This window comes from Govania unica (genome assembly GCF_027920805.1).
Lineage (GTDB): Bacteria > Pseudomonadota > Alphaproteobacteria > Sphingomonadales > Govanellaceae > Govanella > Govanella unica.
The window spans coordinates 370,127-392,411 of the sequence record NZ_JANWOI010000001.1; the positions used below are offsets into that span (position 1 = coordinate 370,127).

Consider the following 22,285-nt stretch of genomic DNA (forward strand, 5'->3'; position numbering starts at 1 on the left):
CTCTAGAAACACAGAACTGCGCCGAAAAGCCACAGCGCAGTAATGGCCATCTGGTCCGTGCTTACTCGGTGCTTACTGAATATTTTCAAGACGGCCGACGCCGCCCTAACTTATTGAAATAATTGGCGCACCAGAAGAGATTCGAAGCCCTTCGGCAAATGTCGTTCGCACCCCAAGTTCTGAAATGAGATTGCCTTGGATCGTTGACTGGGAAATTTTTTCTGCCAGCATTTCAAACGCTAAATTTGCAACAAAAAATAACAAAGCTTTAACCAGAAATCGCTATTTTACAGATTACCAACCGCCAGAATTTGTGGCCCGGCTGCGAACATGATCGTTGGTGAGATTCGGGTCTGAGTTGGAAGCTCGACCCCGATTATGTAATTTCTGGATCAATGGGGTTTATCTTGCGTCGCATTTCACCGTCTCTCGCCAAACGTCGTTTTCATCTTCACAGCTCAACGGCTCTCGTCCCTATGGGCTTCGCGCTTGGCGGCGCCCTCGCGCTCATGGTCGTCGCCACAACCCCGGCTCTCGCAAACGGCGGCGCCGGCGGCTCTTATCTTGGCAGCGGAGAGGCACCCGGTGGCGCCTCCAATGCGACAACAGCCGGCGGGACCGGTTCCAAATTCGTAAATGATATAGGCGCGGGCGGCGGCGGTGGCGGCGCAGGTGTCACAGGTGGTGCAGGCGGCAATGGTTTCTCTGGGGCCGGCGGGGCGGGCGGGGCCAGCGCCGGGGCGCACGGCGCTAATGGCAACAGCGGCGGTCTTGAAGGCGGCGGCGGCGGCGGCGGCGGAGCCCATGGTGCGGTGGGGTCAATATTTACCGCTGTCACCGGTGGCAACGGTGGCGCAGGGGGCAGCGGCAGCATAGCAGGCAACGGGGGCGGCGGCGGCGCCGGCGGATGGGGCGTCGTGGTCACTGACAGCGGTGCCCTCGGCAGCTTGAACGTGGCTGTGACCGGCGGCAATGGCGGCCGGGGTGGCAACGGTAGCAGCTACGGCGGTGCCGGTGGCAGCGGCGGCCATGGCCTTTATTTCAACGCAAGCGGCGTATCCGCCACCATCAACGCTGCGGTCACCGGGGGACACGGCGGAGCCGGCGGAACCGGTTTTAGCGGGAATGGCGCCATGGGCGCGGGCGGCAGCGGCATCGTCGGCAACGCGCTTGCCTTGACCCTCAATGCGACCGCGACCGGTGGCCTTAACGGCAATAATACCATCCGCGCCAAGGCGATCGATTTCACCGGCGGCGCGAACGCGCTCGTCCTTGGCTCCGGCTGGGGCCTTACCGGCGACATCGGCGTGGCCGGGTCGCTTGACCTGAGCGCGACCGCCGACAGCGTCCTGTCAAGCGCCATCACCGGCAGCGGAAGCGTGACCAAAACCGGTGCGACCACAATCACCCTGACCGGCACCAACAGCTTCGCAGGCGTCCTGACGATCAGCGCCGGTACGCTGCAGGTCGGCAATGGCGACACCGCCGGGTCCGTCAGCGGCAATATCCTGAACAATGGCGCTCTTGTGTTCAACCGGTCCGACAACGTGACCCACAGCAGCGCGATCAACGGCACCGGGAGCGTGACGCAATCCGGGACCGGAAAACTCATTTTCACCGCCGACAATGGCTACTCGGGCGGGACCACCATTGATACCGGTTCGACGCTGCAAGTCGGCGATGGCGGTTTTACGGGGTCGCTGGGCAGCGGCGACATCGTCAACAACGGCACGCTGAGCATCAATCGTGACCTCGCCACGTCTCTCACTTTAGATCAAGCAATCAGCGGCACCGGTGCCTTGGAAGTGACCTCTGGCGACATCTACCTGACCGGGAATAACAGTTACAGCGGCACAACGACCATCGCATCCGCGTTCGTCATAGTCGGGGACAACACGACCACGGGCAGCCTTGGCAGCGGCGCTGTCGTCAACAATGGTACGCTCTATTTCGCTCGCAGCAACGAACATACCGTCAACAATGCCATAAGCGGGACCGGCGAGTTCGGCCAGATGGGGGCCGGCAAGCTCATCTACACCGGCACCAGCACCTCGACCGGGCAGAACACGATTGCTTCAGGCAGGACCCTGCAGATCGGCAATGGCGGCACAAGCGGCAATCTCGGCACCGGCGCGGTTGCGAACCGAGGCAGCCTGATCTTCAACCGCTCGGACAGCGTCACCCAAAGCGGCCTGATCTCGGGCAGCGGCACGCTTCGGCAGTCCGGCAGCGGCACGCTCATTCTGACCGGCAACAATATCTACAATGGCGCAACGACCATTGATGCCGACGCAACCCTGCAGATCGGCAATGGAGGCACCAGCGGCAGCCTGGGCGTAGGCGCTGTCACGAACGCCGGCACTCTTGCCTTCAACCGTGCGGACGCGGTTACCTTCAACAGAGACATCTCAGGCAGCGGCGCACTCCGGCAGTCCGGCAGCGGCACCCTCATTTTCACCGCCGACCATAGCTACTCGGGCGGGACCACCATCGACGCAGGCACGACGATCCAGCTCGGCACAGGCTCAAGCACGACTGGTAGCCTTGGCAGCGGCACCATCACCAATAACGGCACCCTCGATATCCGGCGCAGCTTCGCTCCGACCTTGACCTTCAGCCAATTGATCACGGGCAGTGGAAACTTGACGGTCACGTCAGGCGGCGTCGTCCTGAACGAAGATAACGATTACAGCGGCACAACGACAATCGCGTCAGGCGCCGGCCTCGCGCTCGGGACTTTCTCGTCCAAAGGCAGCCTTGGCAGCGGGGCTGTCGTCAACGATGGGATGCTCTATTTCGCTCGCAGCAACGAACATACCGTCAACAATGCCATAAGCGGGACCGGCGAATTCCGCCAGAGGGGCGCCGGCAAGCTCATCTACACCGGCACCAGTACATCGACCGGGCAGAACACGATTGATTCAGGCACGACCCTGCAGATCGGCAACGGCAGCACCAGCGGCAATCTCGGAACCGGCGCTGTCGAGAACAATGGCAGCCTGATCTTCAACCGCGCGGACAGCGTCACTCAACGCGGAGCCATCTCGGGCAGCGGCACGCTCCGCCAGTCCGGCAGCGGCACGCTCATTCTGACCGCCAACAACAGCTACAGTGGCCCGACCGCCATCGAAGCCGGCGCGACCCTGCAGGTCGGCAATGGCGGCACCAGCGGCACGCTCGGCACGGGCGCGGTCACGAACGCCGGCACCCTCGCCTTCAACCGCTCGGACATTTTTGTCGTCAACAACAACATCCTGGGCGGCGGCGCGCTGCGCCAGTCGGGCAGCGGCACGCTGACCTTGACCGGCGCGAACAGCTATACCGGCGCGACCATGATCGATGCCGGCGCGACCCTGCAGGTCGGCAACGGCGGCACCAGCGGCACGCTCGGCACGGGTGCCGTCCTGAACGCCGGCACGCTCGTCTTCGACCGCGCCGACGCCATCACCTATGCCGGCGTGCTGTCCGGCAGCGGCGACATCGTCCACACCGGCGCCGGCGTCCTGACCTTGACCGGCGTGAACAGCTATACCGGCACGCTCACGGTCGATACCGGATCCACGCTCCAGCTTGGCGACGGTGGGACCAGCGGCCGCTTCGGCAGCGGCGATCTGGTCAACAACGGCCTGATCCTCATCAACCGCAGCGATAACTATGTCATTGCCAACGACATCTTCGGCACGGGGGAAATCCATCAGGTCGGCACCGGCACCTTCGTCCTGACCGGCAACCATTATTCTGTCGGCATGACCCGGGTCGACGCCGGCGGCACGGTGCAGATCGGCAACGGCGGCCTTTTGGGAAGCCTCGGCGCCGGCACCTTCGAAAACGAAGGGGCGCTCGCCTTCAACGCGTCGAACAGCGTCATCTATACCGGCGTCATTTCCGGCAACGGGACCGTCATCCAGTCGGGCAGTGGCGCCCTCACCCTCACCGGCACGCAGACCTATACGGGTGCGACCACGATCAATTCCGGCACGCTGGTCGTCAACGGCTCCATCGCCGCATCGTCGGGCGTTGTCGTGAATGCGGGCGGCAAACTCGGCGGTTCCGGCACGGTATCCGGCCTCACCCTCAACGGCGGGACGCTCTCGCCCGGGAACTCGCCGGGCACGCTCACCGTCACCGGCAATCTCGTGATGGATGCGAACTCGACCTATCTCGCCGAGGTCGAGGGAGGCGTTGCCGACCGCGTGAACGTCACCGGCACCGCGACACTCGGCGGCACGCTCCGTCTCGTGCCATTGGGCGGCACCTATAATTTCGACAGCGACTATACCCTGCTGTCGGCGGCCGGCGGCCTTGGCGGCACCAGCTTCGCGACCGTTGACCCGACGGGCTTCGTGGGCGCCGGCATCACCACCACGGTCACCTATAGCGGGAATGACGTCCTCCTCAAACTCGCGCCCAAGGCCCTTGCGTCCCTCGGAGTCACGGCACCGGCCAATGCCGCCCGCATTTCCGCGGCCATCGACGCCGCCGTCGCCAATGGGACCAACGCCTCGGCCTTGTTCGGCATCTATAACCTTCAGGCCGGATTGATCCCGGCCGCGGTCAACGAACTTTCGGGTGAAATCCATGCGGCGGCCCCGGCCATGGCCAATGCCGCGGCCAGCGCCTTCCTTGGGACCTTGCTCGATGGCTCCGGTGCCGGGCGTCTGCGGCGTGACCCGAACCTTGGCACGGTCAGCACGGAACGGTTCGCGCTGTGGGCTGCGGCCTTCGGTTCGACCGGGCACACCGATGGCCATCCGGCCAGCGGTGCCGCAAAGCGCAACCTGTCCGACCATCATCTCGCCATCGGTGCCGAGCTGCGCCTGAACGACAGTGCCACCGTTGGTGCGTCCGTCGCCGGTGGTAAAACAAGCGCCTCAGTCTCAGCCGGACTTGGGGCCGCGGACGCAGATGTGTTCCAGGCCGGACTTTATGGCCGGGCAGATCTTGGCGCTTTGAACCTTGCCGCTGCCGTCGGCTATGCCCGGCTTGATACCGACACAACCCGCGCCATTTCGTCGCTCGGGGTCAGCAATATCAGCTCGTCCTATGTGACCAAGGCATGGAGCGGTCGGATCGAAGCCAGCGTTCCTTTCGAAACCCTGGGCGGACAGCTGACCTTCGCGCCAATCGCGGCGTTCCAGGCCATCCGCGCCAAAAGCCCGGCCATCATCGAACAGACGACGGCCAACGCCGGTCACCTGTCCCTGGATCATCGCGTCGACACGAGCAGCCGCAGCGAACTTGGCCTCAAACTCGATACTAACCTGACCGCGGGGTCCACACCCGTTGTCGGTTTCGTCCGGGCCAGCTGGGCACATTATTTCAAATATGACACGGATGTCTCCGCGTCTCTGAATGGTGTGACCGGCGTCAGTTACACAATCGCCGGAACCCGCCCAAGCCGCAACGCCGCTTTGCTGTCGGCCGGTGCCGATATCAAGCTCACCCCCCGTGTCAGCTTCGGCATGCGGGCCTATTCCGAACTGTCGGACACCACCCAGACGGTTGGCGGCACTGCAGAGATCAAGGGCAGCTTCTGATCTGACAAGCTAACGCAAACAAGAACGCCCTGCCCGGAAACCCTGGCAGGGCGTTTTTGCATGTCTGGTGATGTGCAAATTCAACCGACCCGGAGCCGGCCATTCATGCGGATGGGCCGTGCCAGATTGAAGTAATTGGGCGAGGTCTTCATCACTGTGCGGTGAATCTCCTCGAACTGTTCCTTCGTCCCGTTTCCGGCGATATGGACAGTGTAATCAATCTCCTCATATCCCGAGGGGACGCTGTCATCAAGGCCGAGGAACCCACGCAGATCAAGCTGGCCGGTTGTCTCGATCTCGAGCGTCTCGAGATTGATCCCGTGAAGGGCAGCGCCGGCCACATAGCCGACCGTCATGCAGGCATTGACCGCAGACATCAACAGCTCCTGCGGATTGGGCGCTGTGTTGGTGCCAAGAAGTTCAAAGGGCTCATCCGCGGCAATCTCAAATTCACGCTTGATCTTGATTTGCGGGACATCATGCAAGAAAAGGCACCTGAGACCTAGAGTCTGACTCATCTGGGCTGAATCGATTGGGGATTCCCAAGACCGTTGAGTTCTGATTCAATCTGCTGGCTGGGGTTGGAGGCCGGCAGGGATGGCGAGACCTTATTCGGATGATCTTCGAGAGCGTGTGGCGGCGTCGGTTGCAGGCGGGCGATCGGCGCGGGAGACGGCGCGTCCTCGCGACCGATGGGCCGCAAGAGGAGCGGTCACTGGCGCGTGAACGGGAGTGGTTGCTGGGTCGGCTGGAGGCGGTTCCGGACCTGACCCTTCGCGGGTTGGTGGCCGAGCTGGGCGCACGGGGCGTGACGACGAGCTATGGGTCGGTGTGGCGGATTGTGCGTGATGCCGGAGTGACGTTCAAAAAAACACTGTTCGCCGTCGAGCAGTTGCGGCCGAAGATCGCGCGTCGCCGGGCTCAGTGGAAGACGTACCAGGGGCGGCTTGATCCCCGCCGCCTCGTCTTCAGCGACGAAACCTGGGCGAAGACGAACATGACGCCGATCCGGGGATGGGCGCCGCGAGGGACACGGCTGGTTGCCCGCGCTCCGTTCGGCAAATGGCATACGCTGACCTTCCTCGCAGCACTTCGCCACGACCGGATCGATGCGCCGTGCGTGCTCGATGGGCCGATCAACGGCCAGAGCTTCACCGCATGGGTCGAGCAGTTCCTCGTGCCCACGCTCGCACCCGGCGACATCGTCATCATGGACACCCTCGGCAGCCACAAGGGCCCAGCCGTCCGCAAGGCGATCCGCTCGGCTGGAGCCAAACTGCTGTTCCTGCCGCCCTACTCGCCAGACCTCAACCCGATCGAACAGGTCTTCGCCAAGCTCAAGCACCTCATGCGAAAAGCCGCAGAACGATCCGTCGAGGCAACTTGGCAGCGCATCGAAACGCTCCTCAGCGCATCCCCACCCAGCGAATGCGCCAACTACCTCAGAAACTCCGGCTATGCTTCAACGTAGATGGATCAGACTCTAGAAGTTCCTAAGGTTGGTGCGCACACGCCTCTTACCGGCCGCCGTTTTTGGCCCCGTCGATAGGCCGCCGTGGAGCCGGCAGCGACCGTTCCGGGGCTTGTTATGGGCGTTATCCCATAGGACGGAGGCCTTGCAGGGTTCGCCGTTTCTGGTACGCGCGCCGCATTTTGGCCGCGGTATCTTCGACATTTGGGGCGTGGGGTCTGTGGTTCGTGCTTGCGGGGTGGTAGCCGCTAGATTACCCGGATGGCGCCAGTCCAGATTTTCGCGTGCCCGTTGCAGGAACTTCTGAACGTCTTTCCGCCGTGCCAGGACCGCTGCGATTTTGGGTCCACACTCGGTCTCTACCTCGCGTAACAGAAAGTCACGAGCCGCCTGTTCGCGCTGGGCCGCCGTCTGATAATGCCTCAGCTTCGTTTTCTTAATCACGGCTGCAAACCCCATGACGCGCGCAGGCGCGCCCGTGTAGTGCTGTCAAAACTCTTGAAGGAGGGGCGAATGATGCGTGACAGGACGTAACGCTGCGGCATTGAAACTCAGTCGGCACGGGGGGCGGCATCGAAGTGCCGCAGCGGAGATCAGATTCCTTCACGCCGTTCCGTGCCGCTCTACCAATATTCTGGCTGGTTGCTGTTCGCTTGCCCTGGAGCGATCCTGTCTGTGTTGCCTTGCTCAGTCCGAGGTGCGCGCGCGTCACCTGATCTGCGCCTTTGAGCATATAGTCGACGACCTGCGTGAGGTGATCGTAATAGTTCTGGCCATAACGGATGCGGACGAACGCGTGGGATAGGCTGGTTCCGACTGGACGGCTAAAAATGACGCCTTTTCGGAAGGTCGCGCCACAAGCTTTCAGCCAGCCGCGTTGTCGGTAGCTGAAATCGCGGACCAAACGTGGGGGGAGGTGAAGGAGGATGTGGACGTGTTCTCCGGCGGCTGGCCCATCTTCGCGCACCCAAACGTAGGCCATCTCCACGCCGCGCAGACGCAGCCAGTCCTTGGCGCGCTTAAGGAATGCACCTGTCGCGCCTTGGAAGTCTTCTGTGACGCCGCCGGCTTCCCAATGGATCGTGGTGAAACGGTTCAGGGGCAAACCGATGGCGTCAGCATGACAGGCTGCTTCGAGGATGTTCACCGCTTGAGCGTAATCGATACTGCTCGACCGGCGGAGAGTGTAGCAGCGTTTACGGTTTGCGGGCTGTGTATCGTCACTTGCGATATTACCTATATAAGTCCTTTGTCCTGCGCTTGCATTTTCGTCTGTCGCCGCTTTTCTCGTAAGCTTCTGAGATCGAAGCGACTTCTGGCGATCAGGGGCGCGGCGGCTAGCGGAAGCCATCGTAAGTCTTAAAATCGGAATAAGGGGAGGGCGCATGTCTGCTCACTCCCACTAGACCGGCTCCGAGGTACTGGTGCGCCGTCGCCCCGTAGCCCAGGCTTCGATATCCACTTGGCGGTAGAGAACGCGGCGGCCCAGCTTCATATAAGCGGGACCAGCGCCGGACAAGCGGAGGCGTTCTAGAATGCGTCCGGAAAGGCGGAGATGTTCTGCAACTTCTTGTTGGGTAAGATAGAGTTCCATATTCCTACTTCCATTTTTGTGAGGTCGGTGGCGTCACAAGTCGGAACATGGCAGGTGGAGGCGGCTGTGTTTACTCTACATGAATATTTTTATTCGTGATGGGGGAAGTAGAATGGGCATCAATCTACATAAGTCTCAGCTTTTTTCAGGCGCCGCCAGCGTTGTCCAAGAGCGGTTTCTGTAATTTCACTCGCATGAAATGCTCGCTCCAGTGCCATGGATGCGAAGACGATGAATGGAGATGTGGCGTCGGTTCCAAGACTCCAGGGGGAACTGGTGGAGTCGGTGTGTGTGAGCCAAATGTCAGCCAATTGGCGCAATAGAAAATCAATTTGGGTTTTCTTTTGCCCACCCTGTTCCTTGGCCTGCAATCGACCGCGAAGCATAGCGACCGCCTCCACCCAACTGCGCACCTTTGCCAAATCGGTGGCGGTTCCCTGCGAACAAGCCCCGATGATGTCCTCACGGGGGTTGGCTCTGTCCGGGGCCACTACCCGATAGAGCTTTCGGTAAAGGTTATTGGCGGCCGAAGCCAGACCCGCTAGGAGTTCGCGCTGTGCCGCTTCCTCCTGCTCCGCCAATTGCCTGAAGATCTGTGCGTGCTCATCGTCGCCTGGATCACCTAAGCCAGCTGCCGATAGCAAAGATTGAATATCGTCCGAGGCTCTTTTCAGGATCTCCTCGGGATCCTGTTTCTTACGCTTTGCGCGTGGGGAATTGGACAATTTCCGCTCCGGGTTCGTTGTTCATAATTGCGGAAATCCTACCGGAAATTCTTTCACTCGCAGCCCTTACGGGGTCATTTGCTAGATGCGTATATTGCTTCGTGGTTTTCGGATCTTTATGCCCGAGTATGGCTCCAATGAGCAGAAGGCTATCTCCTCCTGCGGCGCCGGCGCTGGCGAAACTATGGCGAAGGTCGTGAAGCCGGAGTTCGGGCAATTGTGCCTTGGCGCGGATGCGTTCCCAGACCTTCGCCAAGCCGACAAGATACTGCCCGGCTTTGGCGCCGGGAAAAACATGCGGGTTGTTAGCCATGTGGGGCAAGGAGGAGATTAATTCCAAGACAGCAGAGCCGAGCGGCACGAGCTTCGCTCCCGATTTGCTGTCCGGCAAGCGAAGAAAGCCGCGTTCGGCATCTACCCAGGCCCAACGCAGTGTCAGTATCTCAGACTTTCGGGCCCCTGTCAGAATCAGAAGGCGCAGCGCTTTGAGCGCAATCGGATTTTCGGCGTCGCCCGGCTTCTTGGGGCGCTTGTCGTTTTTGCCCGCCGTTTCCCAATTGCGCACTGCCGTCTCGTGGTTCTCCCACGCTGCTTCAGCATCCGCTAAGGTCCGACCTAATGTCTGCAACTCCCCGTTCGATAGAAAGCGCCCACTGCTATTGTCCTTGAACCGCTGGACACCCTGAACAGGATTGTCCGGGCGCATCCGTCGCTTGACGGCAAAGGAGAAGATCCCGCCGAGCAGCCCCACGGTGCGAGTTGCCGTGCCTTTGCCACCATTCACCCGCGCCCGACCTTGTTGCCCGGTCTTGACGTCAGCGGCTGTCTTGCCCGCGGCGATATCGTGCAAGAAGTCTTCAATGTCGTCCGACGTCACGTCCCGCACCCGCTTGCGGCCTAGCAGCGGTTTGATGTGCCGTTCGATGCGCCTGCGATCGGTCGCAAGCGTGCTTGCCTTTTTCGGAACATCGAACTTGGTCAGGACCGTCCCGGCTTCCGCTGCCTTGAAATAATCGTCGCATAGTTCGGCGACGGTCTTGCCTGCAGTACGGGCATCTTTGCGGGCTTCGGCAGGATCTATCCCTGCCTTGGCCTGCCCGAGAAGCTTCATGGCCTCCGTCCTAGCCATGTCAGGTGTGAAGGGTGAGCCGTGCTTTCCAATGCTGATCCAGCGCTGGCTTCCGCGGAATAGATATTTCAAGACATAGGTCTTGCTGCCGTCAGCATTGACCCTAAGTCCAAAGCCCTTCACGTCGCTGTCCCAGATCACACGCCGCGTGGGTCCGGCTTGGCGTTCTTTACGGACTGCAGGGTCAATTTTGTCTTCATGGCGGCATTCTCCGAGCGCCCTCAGGCTACAGCCGGGCTACAGCGGGGCTACAGCCGGGCTACAAAAATAGAGAGTATCGATGTCGGGGCTCGGCGTCTACTGTCTTCTAACACATTGAAAATACGTACATATGGCGGTCCCTGTTTCTTGCTGTCCTATGCTACTGTTGCCCTCCGAAGGCAGAGGCCAGGGGTTCGAATCCCTTCGGGTGCGCCAAATACCGCCGATTACCCTCCGTAATACGCTATAGCCGCCGAACGTACGCCTGTGCATAGAACAGAGGACGGCCTGTGCGTGAAAAAGCGTAGAAACGACGGCGCTCGGTGGTGAAAAAGTTCGAATCGCTTACGGTTGATTTGTCGATTTTTTCCTGCGCAGAAGTCGTGTAGGGGCCTTTGAACGGCAATTATGCGCCTCATTCCCGCTATTGGGCCGACGCTGAGCAAACCATAAAGCTGCCGGTCTACTTAGGTGGCGGGAATGCCTATAAAAGGGAGTGAGTAATCAGTATCCGTGCAAGGTCGATCTTATGGAAGATGTGGGTATACTGCACATCTTCCAACAGAAATAACTCTATTGCGTGACAAAATACGCCAGCTCATCCACAGTGGACTCGCATCTATTGGGGGATAGATTAAATGCCGAATTCAAATGACGAGGAGGACAAGCGTCAGCTGAAGGATTCCGTTCGGTCCATCATCCTCACTCAGGGCAACGAATTCATCAAAGAGCTGTTGCGTAAGCACAAGATTCAGATCGGCACCAAGAAAGCCGATTTTTCGAAGAACATCCTGGCCGCCATCGATGCCGGCACTCTGACGCGGCAGATGATCGAGGATTGGCTGTCCGAGGTCGAGGGCTGGGGAAACCAGCACATTTATCTGTTTCAGACACCGACGCTGCCCACCTCCGAAATAAAGGGCAAACTCCTTGCATCTGACTTCGCGAGGCTCATCGATACCGCAGTCAGCTACGAGTTTCCGCAAGAGCTGGAACTCAGCGCCATATCGCTCACAGCTGAGCATCTCTTTATCGCTTGGCACAAGGGGGCTGGCGGATGGGGGCGGACGCCGTCGAGGGACTTCGAGCGTGTGGAGGACGATGGTGAGCGATACAAATATAAGGCCTATCGAGAGCGCTTCGATCGCTCTGTCATACGCTTCGCCTGGCGTTTCTCGGACCCATACTGCGCGGTGATGATCCAGCTCCCGATCGAGGGCGACGCGCACACGCCTATTCATGCCCTAGTGCGTGAGGATCTCAAGCACATTGGTCTCTTCGACAACGATCCGAAGCGCATCCCTCTCAGCCAAGCATTCAAAAAGATGACGCTGAAGAAGGATACGGTCGTTCAATCCACCCGCATGATGACAGATGGTGGCCACGTCGACGTGGTTTCCACATTGACCGAGGGCGGCATCGAAGATGTGCAGGCGCTCCGGGAGGCTCGACGGGGGGTGGACGACAATAGCTTCGCCGGCGCAGACGGCCTGTTCCACTTCCTGCAAGACAAGCACGCGGAGCTCAGCCAAAACTTGAAGGTGCAGGGGTATGGCGTCGAGAGCCGCATTCGCGTCTGGGTGCAATGCAAGCGTGAGGACGTCTACCACGTCCTCGGCGTCGTCTGGTCGAACATATGACCGAGGCCGAACTGCGCTCAGTGTTTGGGGCCGCCGCCGTGAATGCTCTGCTAGCCCGCATAGCCAGTGGAGAGACGACCGAGATCGATCCACGGCTTTCCGCAGCCTCGTTCGGCTTCGAGGAGGAGAAGACTCGCACGTTCCTTGACTCGGCCGCATATGTCGGCTTGGTCGAGCGCCGTGAGACCCTTCACTGCCCGGCCTGTCCGGAAGCGATCGAGGCAACCGCCGCAGAGAGTGAACTATGCCCTTTGTGCAAGGAGGCATTCGCTGACCGAGGCGGCGTCGAGCGACGTGTCGTCTATCGATTGCGAGTTCATGGCACGCGCGACATTCCTTGGGTGATCGTTATCCACGGGTTCAACACGCACGGCGAATGGCAACAGGATTTCAGCTGGCGCATGGGGAACAAGCTTAAGTACAGCGCTCCGGTACTCATCTACAAATACGGTCTCATCCGCTTCAGCGTGCTTGTTCGCTGGCGTCACCGTCAGATGGCGAGGCAACTCGGAACGGCAATTCGGGCTGCCGTTGAGCACGCTAAAGCCAATAGGATTCCAGAGTCTCCTGACGTGGTGCTCCATAGTTTTGGCAGCCAACTGTTCGTCCAGTTGCTTGCGATGCCCGAGTTCGACGACCTTCGATTCGGCCGCGTCATCGCTGCGGGCACCGTGATCCGGCCCAATTACGATTGGACGGAGCGGATCTCCCAAGGCCGCCTCGAGGCCGTGTTCTGTCATTGCGGCCGTAAGGATTGGGCGGTTCCTTTCGCGCAGTATTTCATCCCTGGAACGGGGCCTAGCGCGCGTTGGGGCTTCAGTGACGAGGCCGCCATCAACGTCATGAATGAGGACTATGGCCATGGCAGCTGCTTCGACTTGAAGGAGTTGGAGGCCAATCTCGCCGCCGGGGGTTTGTGGGATCGCTTCTTGCGTCGTCATCGCAGCACGTTTGACAACGAGCCGAGGCTATTCAAGCCGGCGACTTGGCGCCCAATGTGGAAGCCTATCCGGGGGTTCGTGCGCATCGGGGTCGTCGCCCTGATGGCCGTTCTCGCAGCGTTCGCTTTGACCTTCTTTTCCTCAATCTGGCTGACGGGGATCGACTGTCTGGGCATAGCGAGCACTGGATGAATGTGATGCGCAACGGCTTCCGCTACTCCTTCTGGAACTACCCTTTCCCCCTTGCCGATGCAGTGGACGGAGATGCCTTTTTCATCTGCGTAGAAGAAACTGGCCCAGTAGAATTTGGAGGGTTTGCCCACCCCGAGAGGACTTCTGCCTATGTTCGATACTTATTTTAGAGAGCTATAGCGTAAACATAGTTATCCTCTGTGCCTGGTGCGGTGCGCCAAATTTTTAAAATCTGATGCTGATGCCTGAGCCTATGCCGGAAGAACGCTGGCGCTTGTCTTAATGTCCTTGTCAGTTGGCGTCGGGCAGGGGCCATTGGCATCCCGGAACCGCCGTTTTGAGCTTTGCCGGGGTTAATGGTTGTAGCCATTGGATGCGGGAAATCTTGATGGGGGGTGTGAGGGTTTCGTCTTGGGATGATGCCTGATGAATATGTGTCACTACCTCCATGCCGCTGGTGACGCGGCCGAAGGCTGCGAAGCCCTGTCCGTCTGGGTTGCGGCGGCCGCCGAAATCCAGATCTTTGGTGTCTTCAAGGGTGATAAAGAAACTTGAGGTGGCCGTATCCGGACCTAGGCGGGCCATGGAGAGGGTGCCGCTTCGATGATGCAAGCCGGTCAGTGAGGTGCGTTCCAGGGGGATGGGGGCGAAGAGATCGGGGCCACTCTGGTCGCGTCCGGCTGCTTGAATGACATTGATGGGGATTGGGTTGGCGCTTCGCCGGCTGCTCAGGACCGTTCGAAAGAATTGCCCGCCGTCATAATGTCCGGTGACGACATAGCGGAGAAAATTGCACACCGTGATCGGGGCGGCCGTCCCATAGAGTTCAAGGCCGATATCGCCCGCGCTGGTTTCAATTTTGAGGGCGATTGCCGCGGGTCCGGGGCTGGCATTGCCTGTGGTTGGTCCGAACAGACTGCTTGCTGTCATAAGACTGAAGATCCCCATGATCTTTACGGTTGAACTTAGGCTGGGCAGATAGTGTGATTTCTGGTCCATGGAGGGCTCCCGCTGCGTCCGTCAGGGTTGGCTGCTGAGTCACGTCTATTTTTGGAAATTCTGGATGCTCTGATCAACAGAAAAGTCCAAAAATCTAGCATCCAATTGAAATAATGTCACATTCTTACGTGTCAATCAATTATTGACATATCAAACTTGTTTGATGTATCTACCTTTGTATTGTAACTCGAATTAGAACGAGGGGGGAATTAAATGACGAGAACATGGGATGTCGGCACCACTGCGGTGAAACTTGTTGCGGTTGCCGGGTTGCTGTCTTCGACGGCGGCCATGGCGGAGACGGCGGTTCTGGCCGGGATTGAGGAAATCACTGTTACGGCGCAGCGCCGGGCGGAGAATTTGCAGTCCGTGCCGATTTCTATTACGGCATTTTCTGATCGCGGGCTTGAGGCACGCGGGGTGGAGACCACAGAGGATCTGGCGCAGTTCACGCCCGGTCTGACATTTTCGAACAACGCGGTGATCGGTCAGGCTTATATCCGGGGCATCGGCAGCAATCAGCTGAATATCGGATCGGATCCGTCGGTGGCGGTGAGCATCGATGGTGTTTATATCGCGCGGCCGACCGGGTCGATCCAGACCTTTCTGGATGTGGAGCGGGTCGAGGTTCTGAAGGGCCCGCAGGGGACGCTTTACGGACGCAATGCGACAGGTGGCGCGATCAACATCATCTCGCAAGCGCCGACGGCGGAGCTGACCGGCAAGGTGAGCCTATCGATGGGCAATTATGAGGCTCTGTCGGGCGCTGCCATGGTGAGCGGTCCCATTGTTGCGGACAAGCTTCTGGCCCGGGTCAGTGTCGGCCGCGATAAGCGCGATGGCTTTCAGCTGAATGTCTTTAATGATGAACGCGTCAATAACCTCAACAACACGCAGGCGCGTGCTATTTTTGATTTTCTGCCGACCGACGGTTTGAAAATCCGCCTCGCTGGCGATATTTATCATGAGCGCAGCACACGTGGTCTTGCGGCTTATGTGACGGTACCCGGTCCGCCGACACTTCGGTTCAATACACCCATTCGTTCCGATTACGAACATGCTGACATGGATGCGCGGTTGGGGGCCAAGGTTGATGCCCATGGGCTTTCGGCGACGATCACGAAAGATATGGGGGATCTGACGGCGACGTCCATCAGTGCCTATCGTTACAGCCATTATCAGCTCAATCTCGATCTCGATTTTTCAGGCTATGCCTTTGCGCAGAATGAACCGCAGCTTGAAACCTCGAAGACTTTCACGCAGGAATTTCGTCTGGCTTCGGGCAATGATCAGCCGCTGACCTGGATCGCCGGTCTTTATTATTTGAATGAACGTGCGGCGACGGAAAATAATTATACCTTCTTCGCCACCAACATCGTGCAACGCCCGGCCGGTAAAACGCGGACCAATGCCTATGCGGCTTTTGGCGAGGCCTATTATCGTCCGTGGGAGCCGTTGCGGCTGACGGTCGGCTTGCGCTATAGCACCGAAAAGCGGGCTGTGGATGTGGAGTCTCGCACCAATGGCGTTTTGTCCAGCTTCCAGGGATCGTCGAATTTTGATGCCTTCACGCCAAAATTCGGCATTGATTTCACGCTGGCAAAAGATGTGATGGCCTATGCCTCGGTCACACGCGGTTTCAAGAGCGGTGGTTACAATGCCACATCAGTGACCAATCCTGCCTTTATGCCGGAAAAAGTCTGGGCTTATGAGGCGGGTATCAAAAGCAGCCTGTTCGACAACCGCATGCGTTTGAACGCGGCGGCCTTCTATTATGATTATACCGACCTGCAGGTGATCGAAAGCGTACCGGGGCAGCGGTCGAATATCACCAATGCCGCGGCGGCCACCATCAAAGGCCTTGAGGTCGATACCGAAGTGGTGGTGACGGAGGGGCTAACTTTGAGTGGGGCCTTGTCCCTTCTCGACGCAAAATATGACCGCTATTCAACGATCGACAGCGAGCGGCCGTCACTGGGTCTTTTGAATCTCAAAGGCAAAACCTTGCCACGTTCGCCGAAATTCACGGCGACGCTTGGGGCTACTTATGTGGTCGATATGAACTGGGGCAATGTGACCTTCCGAGGTGATTATTCACATACGTCCAAGATACAGTTCGTGGCCTTCAATACACCGGCTGAAATTCAGAAAGGTTATGACCTTGTCAATGCGCGGGTGACGATCGAACCGAAGAACAGCGGCTGGAATGTGTCGGCCTGGGTGCGCAACCTGACCGACACTCACTATGCGCAGCTCATCCTGACCAACAGCGGGTTCTGGGGCACGGCCGAGTTTCCGGGCAACCCGCGGACCTATGGCCTGACGGTTGATTACAGCTTCTGATCGCGGCGGTTCTGAACAGGATTGGGAGATGTCGGTGCGGACAACAGCATCGGCATCTCCCGCAGGAGAGCCGAGGATATCATGAGCGAAATATTCCCTTTTGCGATGGATTACGCTGCGGCGCGGGCGGAGTTTCTGAGTGCCGCTGCCACAGCCGGAGCCCGATTGGTCTCGGCGCCTCACGGTCTGAAAGGTCCGGCCGGAGAGACCCTTGCGAGCGACGTGGCCTGGCTCGGGCCTGAGACTGCAAGCGCGGTTCTTGTGCTGCTGTCCGGGACCCATGGCATAGAAGGTGTTTGTGGGTCCGGTTGTCAGACCGCTTGGCTGCGATCGGAGGATGCCGGGCGGTTGCCGGATGATGTGGCGGTCATGCTGGTGCATGCGGTCAATCCCCATGGCTTCGCTTATATGCGGCGGGTCAATGAGGACAATATCGACATCAATCGCAACTGGATCGATTTCGCGCGGCCGCTTCCGCTCAATGCTGCCTATACGGAGTTGCGCACGGCCATTTGTCCGGCGGACTGGTATGGTCCCGGACGTGACGCGGCTGAGGCTCGGCTTCGGGACTATGCGGCAGCTCATGGCGAGCGGGCCTTGCAGGCGGTAATTACCGGCGGGCAATGGAGCGATCCTTCAGGTGTGTTTTATGGCGGCAGGACTCCGAGCTGGTCGCGGCAAACGCTTGCTATGTTGCTGACGACCCATCTCGCACGGGCGCGCCGGATTGCCCTTCTTGATATTCACACGGGCCTTGGCGCTTATGGCGCTTGTGAAATGATTGTTCCGGCCGCAGTGGATAGCGCGGGTTTTGGCCGGGCGCGAAGTTTTTATGGGCTTGGGCTTACGTCACCGGCGAGCGGGACGTCGCATTCGGCGCCGGTGGTTGGCGACATGCTGAGCGGCGTCACCGCGCTTCTGTCCCATGCGGAGGTCACAGCGGCGGCTTTGGAGTTTGGTGTTCAGCCGACGCAGCAGATGATTACCGCCGTCCGGGCCGACGCCTGGCTGCATGCGCATGGGGCCGGAAATATCGCAGCGGCTGCGTCAATCGCGGCAAAGATGCGGGATGCGTTCATCGGCGAGACCCTGCAATGGGAAGGCATGGTTGCGGGCCAAACCTTGCATGCCTGCCGACAGGCTGTTGCCGGTCTTTGCGGGCAATGACCCCCGGGCCGATCTGAAAATTCACAGGAGTTTTTCTATGCCGTCGACAATCGCTGACCCTTTAGCTTTTCTTTATTCCGCGATCGAGCCCAGCCAATTCGGTTATCTTGCCGTAGGCGACGGGCATGAGATCTGGTGGGAAGAGAGCGGCAACCCGGCGGGCGTTCCGGTACTCTATCTGCATGGTGGACCGGGTGCGCCGGGGTCGGCCGCTCATCGCCGGTTTTTCGATCCGGATTTTTACCGTCTGGTGGTGTTTCATCAGCGAGGCTGCGGACGCTCATTGCCGCTTGCGCGGATCGAGGCCAATACGACCTGGCATCTGGTTGCTGATATCGAACGGTTGCGCGTGCATCTTGGCATTGATCAGTGGTTTGTGGCTGGCGGCAGTTGGGGCAGTTGTCTTGCGCTTGTGTATGGGGAAACTTATCCGGATCGCTGTCTCGGGTTTCGCTTGCGGGGGGTCAGTCTGGGTCGGGCCAGTGATATTCACTGGTGGTGGGACGGCACGAGCATGCTGTTCCCCGAGGCCTATGACGAGCTGATGGCGGTGTTGTCGCCGGAAGAACGCGACGACCCGTTGCCGGCCTTTCACAAACGCCTCACCGATCCTTCGCGTGAGGTGCAGTTGCGGGCGGCGCAGGCGATCAAGCTTTATTCCGGGCGCACGGTGCATGTGCGCGAAAACGTGGCCAAACAGGCGGAGGCCTTTGACCCCGATCTCTCTCTGCCCATGGCGCGGTTGTTCGCGCATTATTCAGTGCATCGGTTTTTTCTTGAGAACGGTCAAATTCTGCGCGACCTTCATCGCATCAGCCATTTGCCTTGCGTGATTGTTCAGGGACGGTTCGATGTGACGACACCGGCGGAAGGAGCCTGGGCCTTGCATAAGGCATGGCCGGGATCCACCATCCACATGGTCAGCGGTGCGGCCCATGATGAACTGGACGAACCGCTCGCCCGCATATTGGTGCAGACGCATGACGCCATAAAGGAACAGTTGCGTGCACGAGAGTAACCTTGCGTCCGAGACCTTAGGGCACCCACGGGGCCTTTATGTTCTCGCCATGACGGAGACCTGGGAACGCTTTGCCTATTATGGCATGCGTGCGCTTTTGATCCTTTATATGACGGGCTATTTGTTGCGTGACGGTGTGGCCGATCACGTGCTTGGGCTTGCGGCGCTTCAGAGTTTTCTCGCGGGTGTTTTTGGCCCGCTGTCGTCGCAAGGGCTGTCGTCGCAGATTTACGGGTTTTATACGGGCTTTGTTTACCTCACGCCGATCTTTGGCGGGATCATCGCCGATCGGCTGATGGGGCAGCGGCGCATGGTTGTGATCGGCGCTTTACTGATGGCGGCGGGGCAGTTTCTGTTGATGTCGGAGGCTTTGTTTTTGCCCGCCTTGTTGTTGCTTGTGCTCGGCAATGGTTGCTTCAAGCCGAATATCGTTACTCAGGTCGGGCGTTTGTATGGTGCGGGGGATGCGCGGCGGGATCGCGCCTATTCGCTGTTTTATGTGGGCATCAATTTTGGTGCCTGCGTTGCGCCGCTCGCCTGCGGGACGGTGGCGCAGGTCTGGGGGTGGCGCTATGGTTTTGGCTTGTCTGGCGTTGGCATGCTGGTGGGGCTTGGCATTTTTCTTATGGGGCGGCGCTATCTGCCGCCGGATATCGACCGGTCGGCGCGGGCGGTCAGGGCCGAGGCGGACGGTGACGATAGGGCGCGCATAAAGATTTTGGCGCTGATTGCCGTGATCATGATGTCTTACTGGCTCACGTTCGAGCAGCTGGGCAATGTTTTCAGTCTGTGGATGCGCGATGACATCGATCGCGGGATCTTTGGCTTTGCCGTGCCGGTGGCCTGGTTCCAGTCGCTCAATCCGATGCTGATGATTGTGCTGACGCCGCTGATCGTGCGCCGCTGGTCACGACAGGGGAAGCTTGGGCAGGAGCCGACGGCCATGACCAAGATCATGACCGGGCTGGTCTTGACCGGTGTGGCTTATGTGATGCTGGCGGGGCTGTCATTGGTTGATGGTCAGAGGGTGGGCTGTCTGGCCATCATTCCCTTCATGTTCGTGCTGACCTGGGGGGAGCTTTTTATCTCGCCGACCAGCCTGTCGCTGTTCTCGCGGGTGGCACCGCTCCGGCTCATCTCGATGATGATGGGGGTTTATTTCCTGTCGGGGTTCTTTGGCAGTTATCTGGCCGGGTTTCTCGGCAGTTTCTGGGAGGCGATGCCGCATGCACGCTATTGGCTCATGATTGCCGGGATTGCGTTCATGGCGGCCATGCTGATCCTGATGCTTCGCCGCTCTGTCGATGCGTTCCTTGCCCGGCGTGACATTTCGGTCAGGGCTCTGGCCGAGGCTTCGGCTGGTTGAACAGCGGCGGCGTTCCGACCCACAGCATGCGGGCGGTGACGTCGTCGTCGGTGAACATCGTATAACGGTGGCGCTGATCGAAGTGAACGCTGTCGCCGGGGCCGAGAATGAATTTCTCGTCATCGACCTCGAAATGCACATTGCCTTCGAGGATATAATAAAGTCCTTCGCCCTCGCGCTGAACCGTCGGCAGCTTGAGCTTCGGCGGCACCAGAATAATCAGTCCTTCCATCTGCTGATTAAGCAGTGATCCGGTCAGGCGGATATAGCTGATATTGGGCGCGGTCTCGATATATTCGGGATTGCTTGCACGGCGTACAAAGCCGCTGCCCGTCGGCACTTCCACGAAATAATGGATATCCACGTCAAGCGCCTTGGCAAGGCTGATCAGGGACACGAGCGATGGTGTCGTCAAGCCGCGTTCAGCTTGAGACAAAAAGGGCGCCGACAGACCGGACGCCGTAGCCAGTTGCCGCAGAGTCATGCCAAGCTGCCGCCTTCGGGCTTTAAGCGCGAGGCCGATTGATCGGCTATGGTCCTTTTTCGGCAACGGTAGTTCTCCAGATCTCGTGACAGGCGTAAAATAGCGTCCCAAGTCTTTGGAGGCTATTGGGGATCATAACTTTTATGTCCCACGAATTCCATGCCTCAAATCCTTAGTTTCAAGAGGGTCGTCAAAGCTTGCGAGGATGTGGCATGATCTGTTGCAAGCATAGCTTGCTCACGGTTCCGCTCCTCTGATCTTGTTTGAGTGGTTGAAGTTTTTCTGTATGCGGATAAATCTTTGCAGAGGCTACGTTATCTGGTTGATTTCAGGCGTGTTTATCCCTGTTGCCCTGTCGGCTCTAATAAAACTAATCCGGCCATAAGAATCTGTCGCTTGCTGTTGGGGGGGCTGGATTTCTAACCTACACTCAATAATCCTGAAGGGTCCGGCTTACGGGGAGAGGGTGGCTTGCGCAGATTGGTATTGGGTTTCCTGATGTTGGCCTTGGGCCTGTGGCAGACAGTGGCCACGGCGGGCACCTTGCAGGAGGTGAAAAAACGCGGCTTCCTGCGCTGCGCCATCGTCGAGGCCAGTCCGGGTTTCAGCGCCATCACGGACAAGGGCGAGCGCGTCGGATTCGACATCGACCACTGCAAAGCCATATCGGCGGCGATTTTCGGGGCCATCAAGATCGAATATGTGCCGATCACGCCGCAGACCGTGTTCACGCTGTTGCAGTCGGGCGGGGTCGATATTTTCCCTGGTGGCGCGACCTGGACCTATTTGCGCGATACCTCCATGGGGCTCGATTTCGGCGGGGTTTATCTTTATGCGGGCCAGGGCTTTCTGGTGCGGCGCGATAGCGGCATTCATGGCGTTGACGATCTGAAGAACGCGACCATCTGTGTGGCTCAGGGCACGACGCTTGAACAGAATATCGCCGATTATTTCCGCGCGCGCTCAATGCCTTACAAGATCGTCACCTTTGCCAATATCGAACGGGCGATGGACGCCTATCAGGCGGGCCGGTGTGACGCCTTCACCAATGAACTCGGGGCCATGGCCGGGCGCATGCAGGGGCTTGTGAAGCCTGCTGACCATGTGATCCTGCCCGATGTGATCTCCCGCGAGCCCATGGGGCCGATGGTGCGGCAGGGTGATGCGCAATGGCGCGATCTTGCGCTTTGGACGTTCAATGCGCAGATCGCCGCCGAGGAGCTTGGGGTGACGCAAGCCAATGTTGCGACGATGCGGAAATCCAGCGTCAATATGGAAGTGCAGCGGATGCTGGGTGTGAAGGGCGATTTCGGCCAGTATCTCGGGCTGCAGAATGACTGGGCCTATAACGTCATCCGGCTTGTGGGCAATTACAACGACACCTGGGACCGCAATTTCACGCCGCTTGGTCTTGAACGCGGGCTCAATCGCTTATGGAAAGACGGCGGCCTGTTCATGGCTCTGCCGTTCCGCTAGGG

General features: G+C 59.2%; 17 protein-coding genes. 9 read left to right on the plus strand and 8 right to left on the minus strand.

The window, feature by feature from the left end; translation table 11 throughout:
• Nucleotides 1-407 precede the first annotated feature (407 nt).
• Nucleotides 408-5,537: an autotransporter-associated beta strand repeat-containing protein gene (locus NYP16_RS01660; RefSeq protein WP_274942369.1), complete on the plus strand. Its 5,130-nt coding sequence runs from the start codon at nucleotides 408-410 to the stop codon at nucleotides 5,535-5,537.
• A gap of 80 nt (nucleotides 5,538-5,617) precedes the next feature.
• On the opposite strand, the gene NYP16_RS01665 is transcribed toward NYP16_RS01660, so the two are convergent.
• Nucleotides 5,618-6,022, minus strand: a complete 405-nt coding sequence (locus NYP16_RS01665) for an OsmC family protein (RefSeq protein WP_274942370.1) — start codon at nucleotides 6,020-6,022, stop codon at nucleotides 5,618-5,620.
• A 112-nt stretch (nucleotides 6,023-6,134) separates the two neighbouring features.
• Between NYP16_RS01665 and NYP16_RS01670 the strand changes: the two genes are divergently transcribed.
• A protein-coding gene (locus NYP16_RS01670; RefSeq protein WP_429913133.1) for an IS630 family transposase occupies nucleotides 6,135-7,008 on the plus strand; the annotation gives its coding sequence in 2 pieces (ribosomal slippage) (nucleotides 6,135-6,230 and nucleotides 6,232-7,008; 873 coding nt in all).
• Nucleotides 7,009-7,020: 12 nt separating this feature from the next.
• Here the strand turns inward: NYP16_RS01670 and NYP16_RS14465 are convergent.
• The 5 genes from NYP16_RS14465 to NYP16_RS01690 all read right to left on the minus strand — a co-directional run bounded on the left by NYP16_RS14465 (nucleotide 7,021) and on the right by NYP16_RS01690 (nucleotide 10,681).
• Complete coding sequence (locus tag NYP16_RS14465) at nucleotides 7,021-7,467, minus strand: HGGxSTG domain-containing protein (protein ID WP_346742430.1); 447 nt, start codon at nucleotides 7,465-7,467, stop codon at nucleotides 7,021-7,023.
• Nucleotides 7,445-8,395, minus strand: coding sequence for a hypothetical protein (locus NYP16_RS01675; RefSeq protein ID WP_274942371.1), 951 nt, complete (start codon nucleotides 8,393-8,395; stop codon nucleotides 7,445-7,447). The genes NYP16_RS14465 and NYP16_RS01675 overlap by 23 nt, the downstream gene beginning before the upstream one ends.
• Nucleotides 8,396-8,410: 15 nt before the next feature.
• Entirely contained in the window at nucleotides 8,411-8,602 is a 192-nt protein-coding gene (locus NYP16_RS01680; protein WP_274942372.1) for a helix-turn-helix transcriptional regulator, read from the minus strand.
• Between the two features lie 119 nt (nucleotides 8,603-8,721).
• Entirely contained in the window at nucleotides 8,722-9,327 is a 606-nt protein-coding gene (locus NYP16_RS01685; protein WP_274942373.1) for a hypothetical protein, read from the minus strand.
• Nucleotides 9,299-10,681: a tyrosine-type recombinase/integrase gene (locus NYP16_RS01690; protein ID WP_279347126.1), complete on the minus strand. Its 1,383-nt coding sequence runs from the start codon at nucleotides 10,679-10,681 to the stop codon at nucleotides 9,299-9,301. Before NYP16_RS01690 ends, NYP16_RS01685 begins: the two co-directional genes overlap by 29 nt.
• 614 nt (nucleotides 10,682-11,295) lie before the next feature.
• On the opposite strand from NYP16_RS01690, the gene NYP16_RS01695 reads away from it, so the two are divergent.
• Both NYP16_RS01695 and NYP16_RS01700 read left to right on the plus strand, forming a co-directional pair.
• On the plus strand, nucleotides 11,296-12,297 hold the full coding sequence (locus NYP16_RS01695) for a hypothetical protein (RefSeq protein ID WP_274942375.1): 1,002 nt from the start codon (nucleotides 11,296-11,298) through the stop codon (nucleotides 12,295-12,297).
• Nucleotides 12,294-13,430 (plus strand): hypothetical protein, encoded by a 1,137-nt coding sequence (locus NYP16_RS01700; RefSeq protein ID WP_274942376.1) that lies wholly within the window; start codon nucleotides 12,294-12,296, stop codon nucleotides 13,428-13,430. The genes NYP16_RS01695 and NYP16_RS01700 overlap by 4 nt, the downstream gene beginning before the upstream one ends.
• A gap of 291 nt (nucleotides 13,431-13,721) precedes the next feature.
• Here NYP16_RS01700 and NYP16_RS01705 read toward each other — a convergent pair whose 3' ends face one another.
• Nucleotides 13,722-14,429 (minus strand): peptidylprolyl isomerase, encoded by a 708-nt coding sequence (locus NYP16_RS01705; RefSeq protein WP_274942377.1) that lies wholly within the window; start codon nucleotides 14,427-14,429, stop codon nucleotides 13,722-13,724.
• A 213-nt stretch (nucleotides 14,430-14,642) separates the two neighbouring features.
• Here NYP16_RS01705 and NYP16_RS01710 point away from each other — a divergent pair, with 213 nt between their 5' ends.
• The 4 genes from NYP16_RS01710 (at nucleotide 14,643) to NYP16_RS01725 (ending at nucleotide 20,323) form a co-directional block, all read left to right on the plus strand.
• Nucleotides 14,643-16,772, plus strand: a complete 2,130-nt coding sequence (locus tag NYP16_RS01710) for a TonB-dependent receptor (protein ID WP_274942378.1) — start codon at nucleotides 14,643-14,645, stop codon at nucleotides 16,770-16,772.
• Nucleotides 16,773-16,853: 81 nt separating this feature from the next.
• The gene (locus NYP16_RS01715) at nucleotides 16,854-17,939 is read left to right on the plus strand and encodes a M14 family metallopeptidase (RefSeq protein WP_274942379.1); all 1,086 of its coding nucleotides are present in this window, start codon (nucleotides 16,854-16,856) and stop codon (nucleotides 17,937-17,939) included.
• A 37-nt stretch (nucleotides 17,940-17,976) separates the two neighbouring features.
• Entirely contained in the window at nucleotides 17,977-18,957 is a 981-nt protein-coding gene (gene pip, locus NYP16_RS01720) for a prolyl aminopeptidase (RefSeq protein ID WP_274942380.1), read from the plus strand.
• Nucleotides 18,944-20,323, plus strand: a complete 1,380-nt coding sequence (locus NYP16_RS01725; protein WP_274942381.1) for a peptide MFS transporter — start codon at nucleotides 18,944-18,946, stop codon at nucleotides 20,321-20,323. Before pip ends, NYP16_RS01725 begins: the two co-directional genes overlap by 14 nt.
• Here the strand turns inward: NYP16_RS01725 and NYP16_RS01730 are convergent.
• Nucleotides 20,292-20,873: a helix-turn-helix domain-containing protein gene (locus tag NYP16_RS01730; RefSeq protein ID WP_274942382.1), complete on the minus strand. Its 582-nt coding sequence runs from the start codon at nucleotides 20,871-20,873 to the stop codon at nucleotides 20,292-20,294. The two genes, NYP16_RS01725 and NYP16_RS01730, sit on opposite strands and share 32 nt — an antisense overlap.
• Nucleotides 20,874-21,278: 405 nt before the next feature.
• Here NYP16_RS01730 and NYP16_RS01735 point away from each other — a divergent pair, with 405 nt between their 5' ends.
• Nucleotides 21,279-22,283, plus strand: a complete 1,005-nt coding sequence (locus NYP16_RS01735; RefSeq protein WP_274942383.1) for an amino acid ABC transporter substrate-binding protein — start codon at nucleotides 21,279-21,281, stop codon at nucleotides 22,281-22,283.
• Nucleotides 22,284-22,285 lie beyond the last annotated feature (2 nt).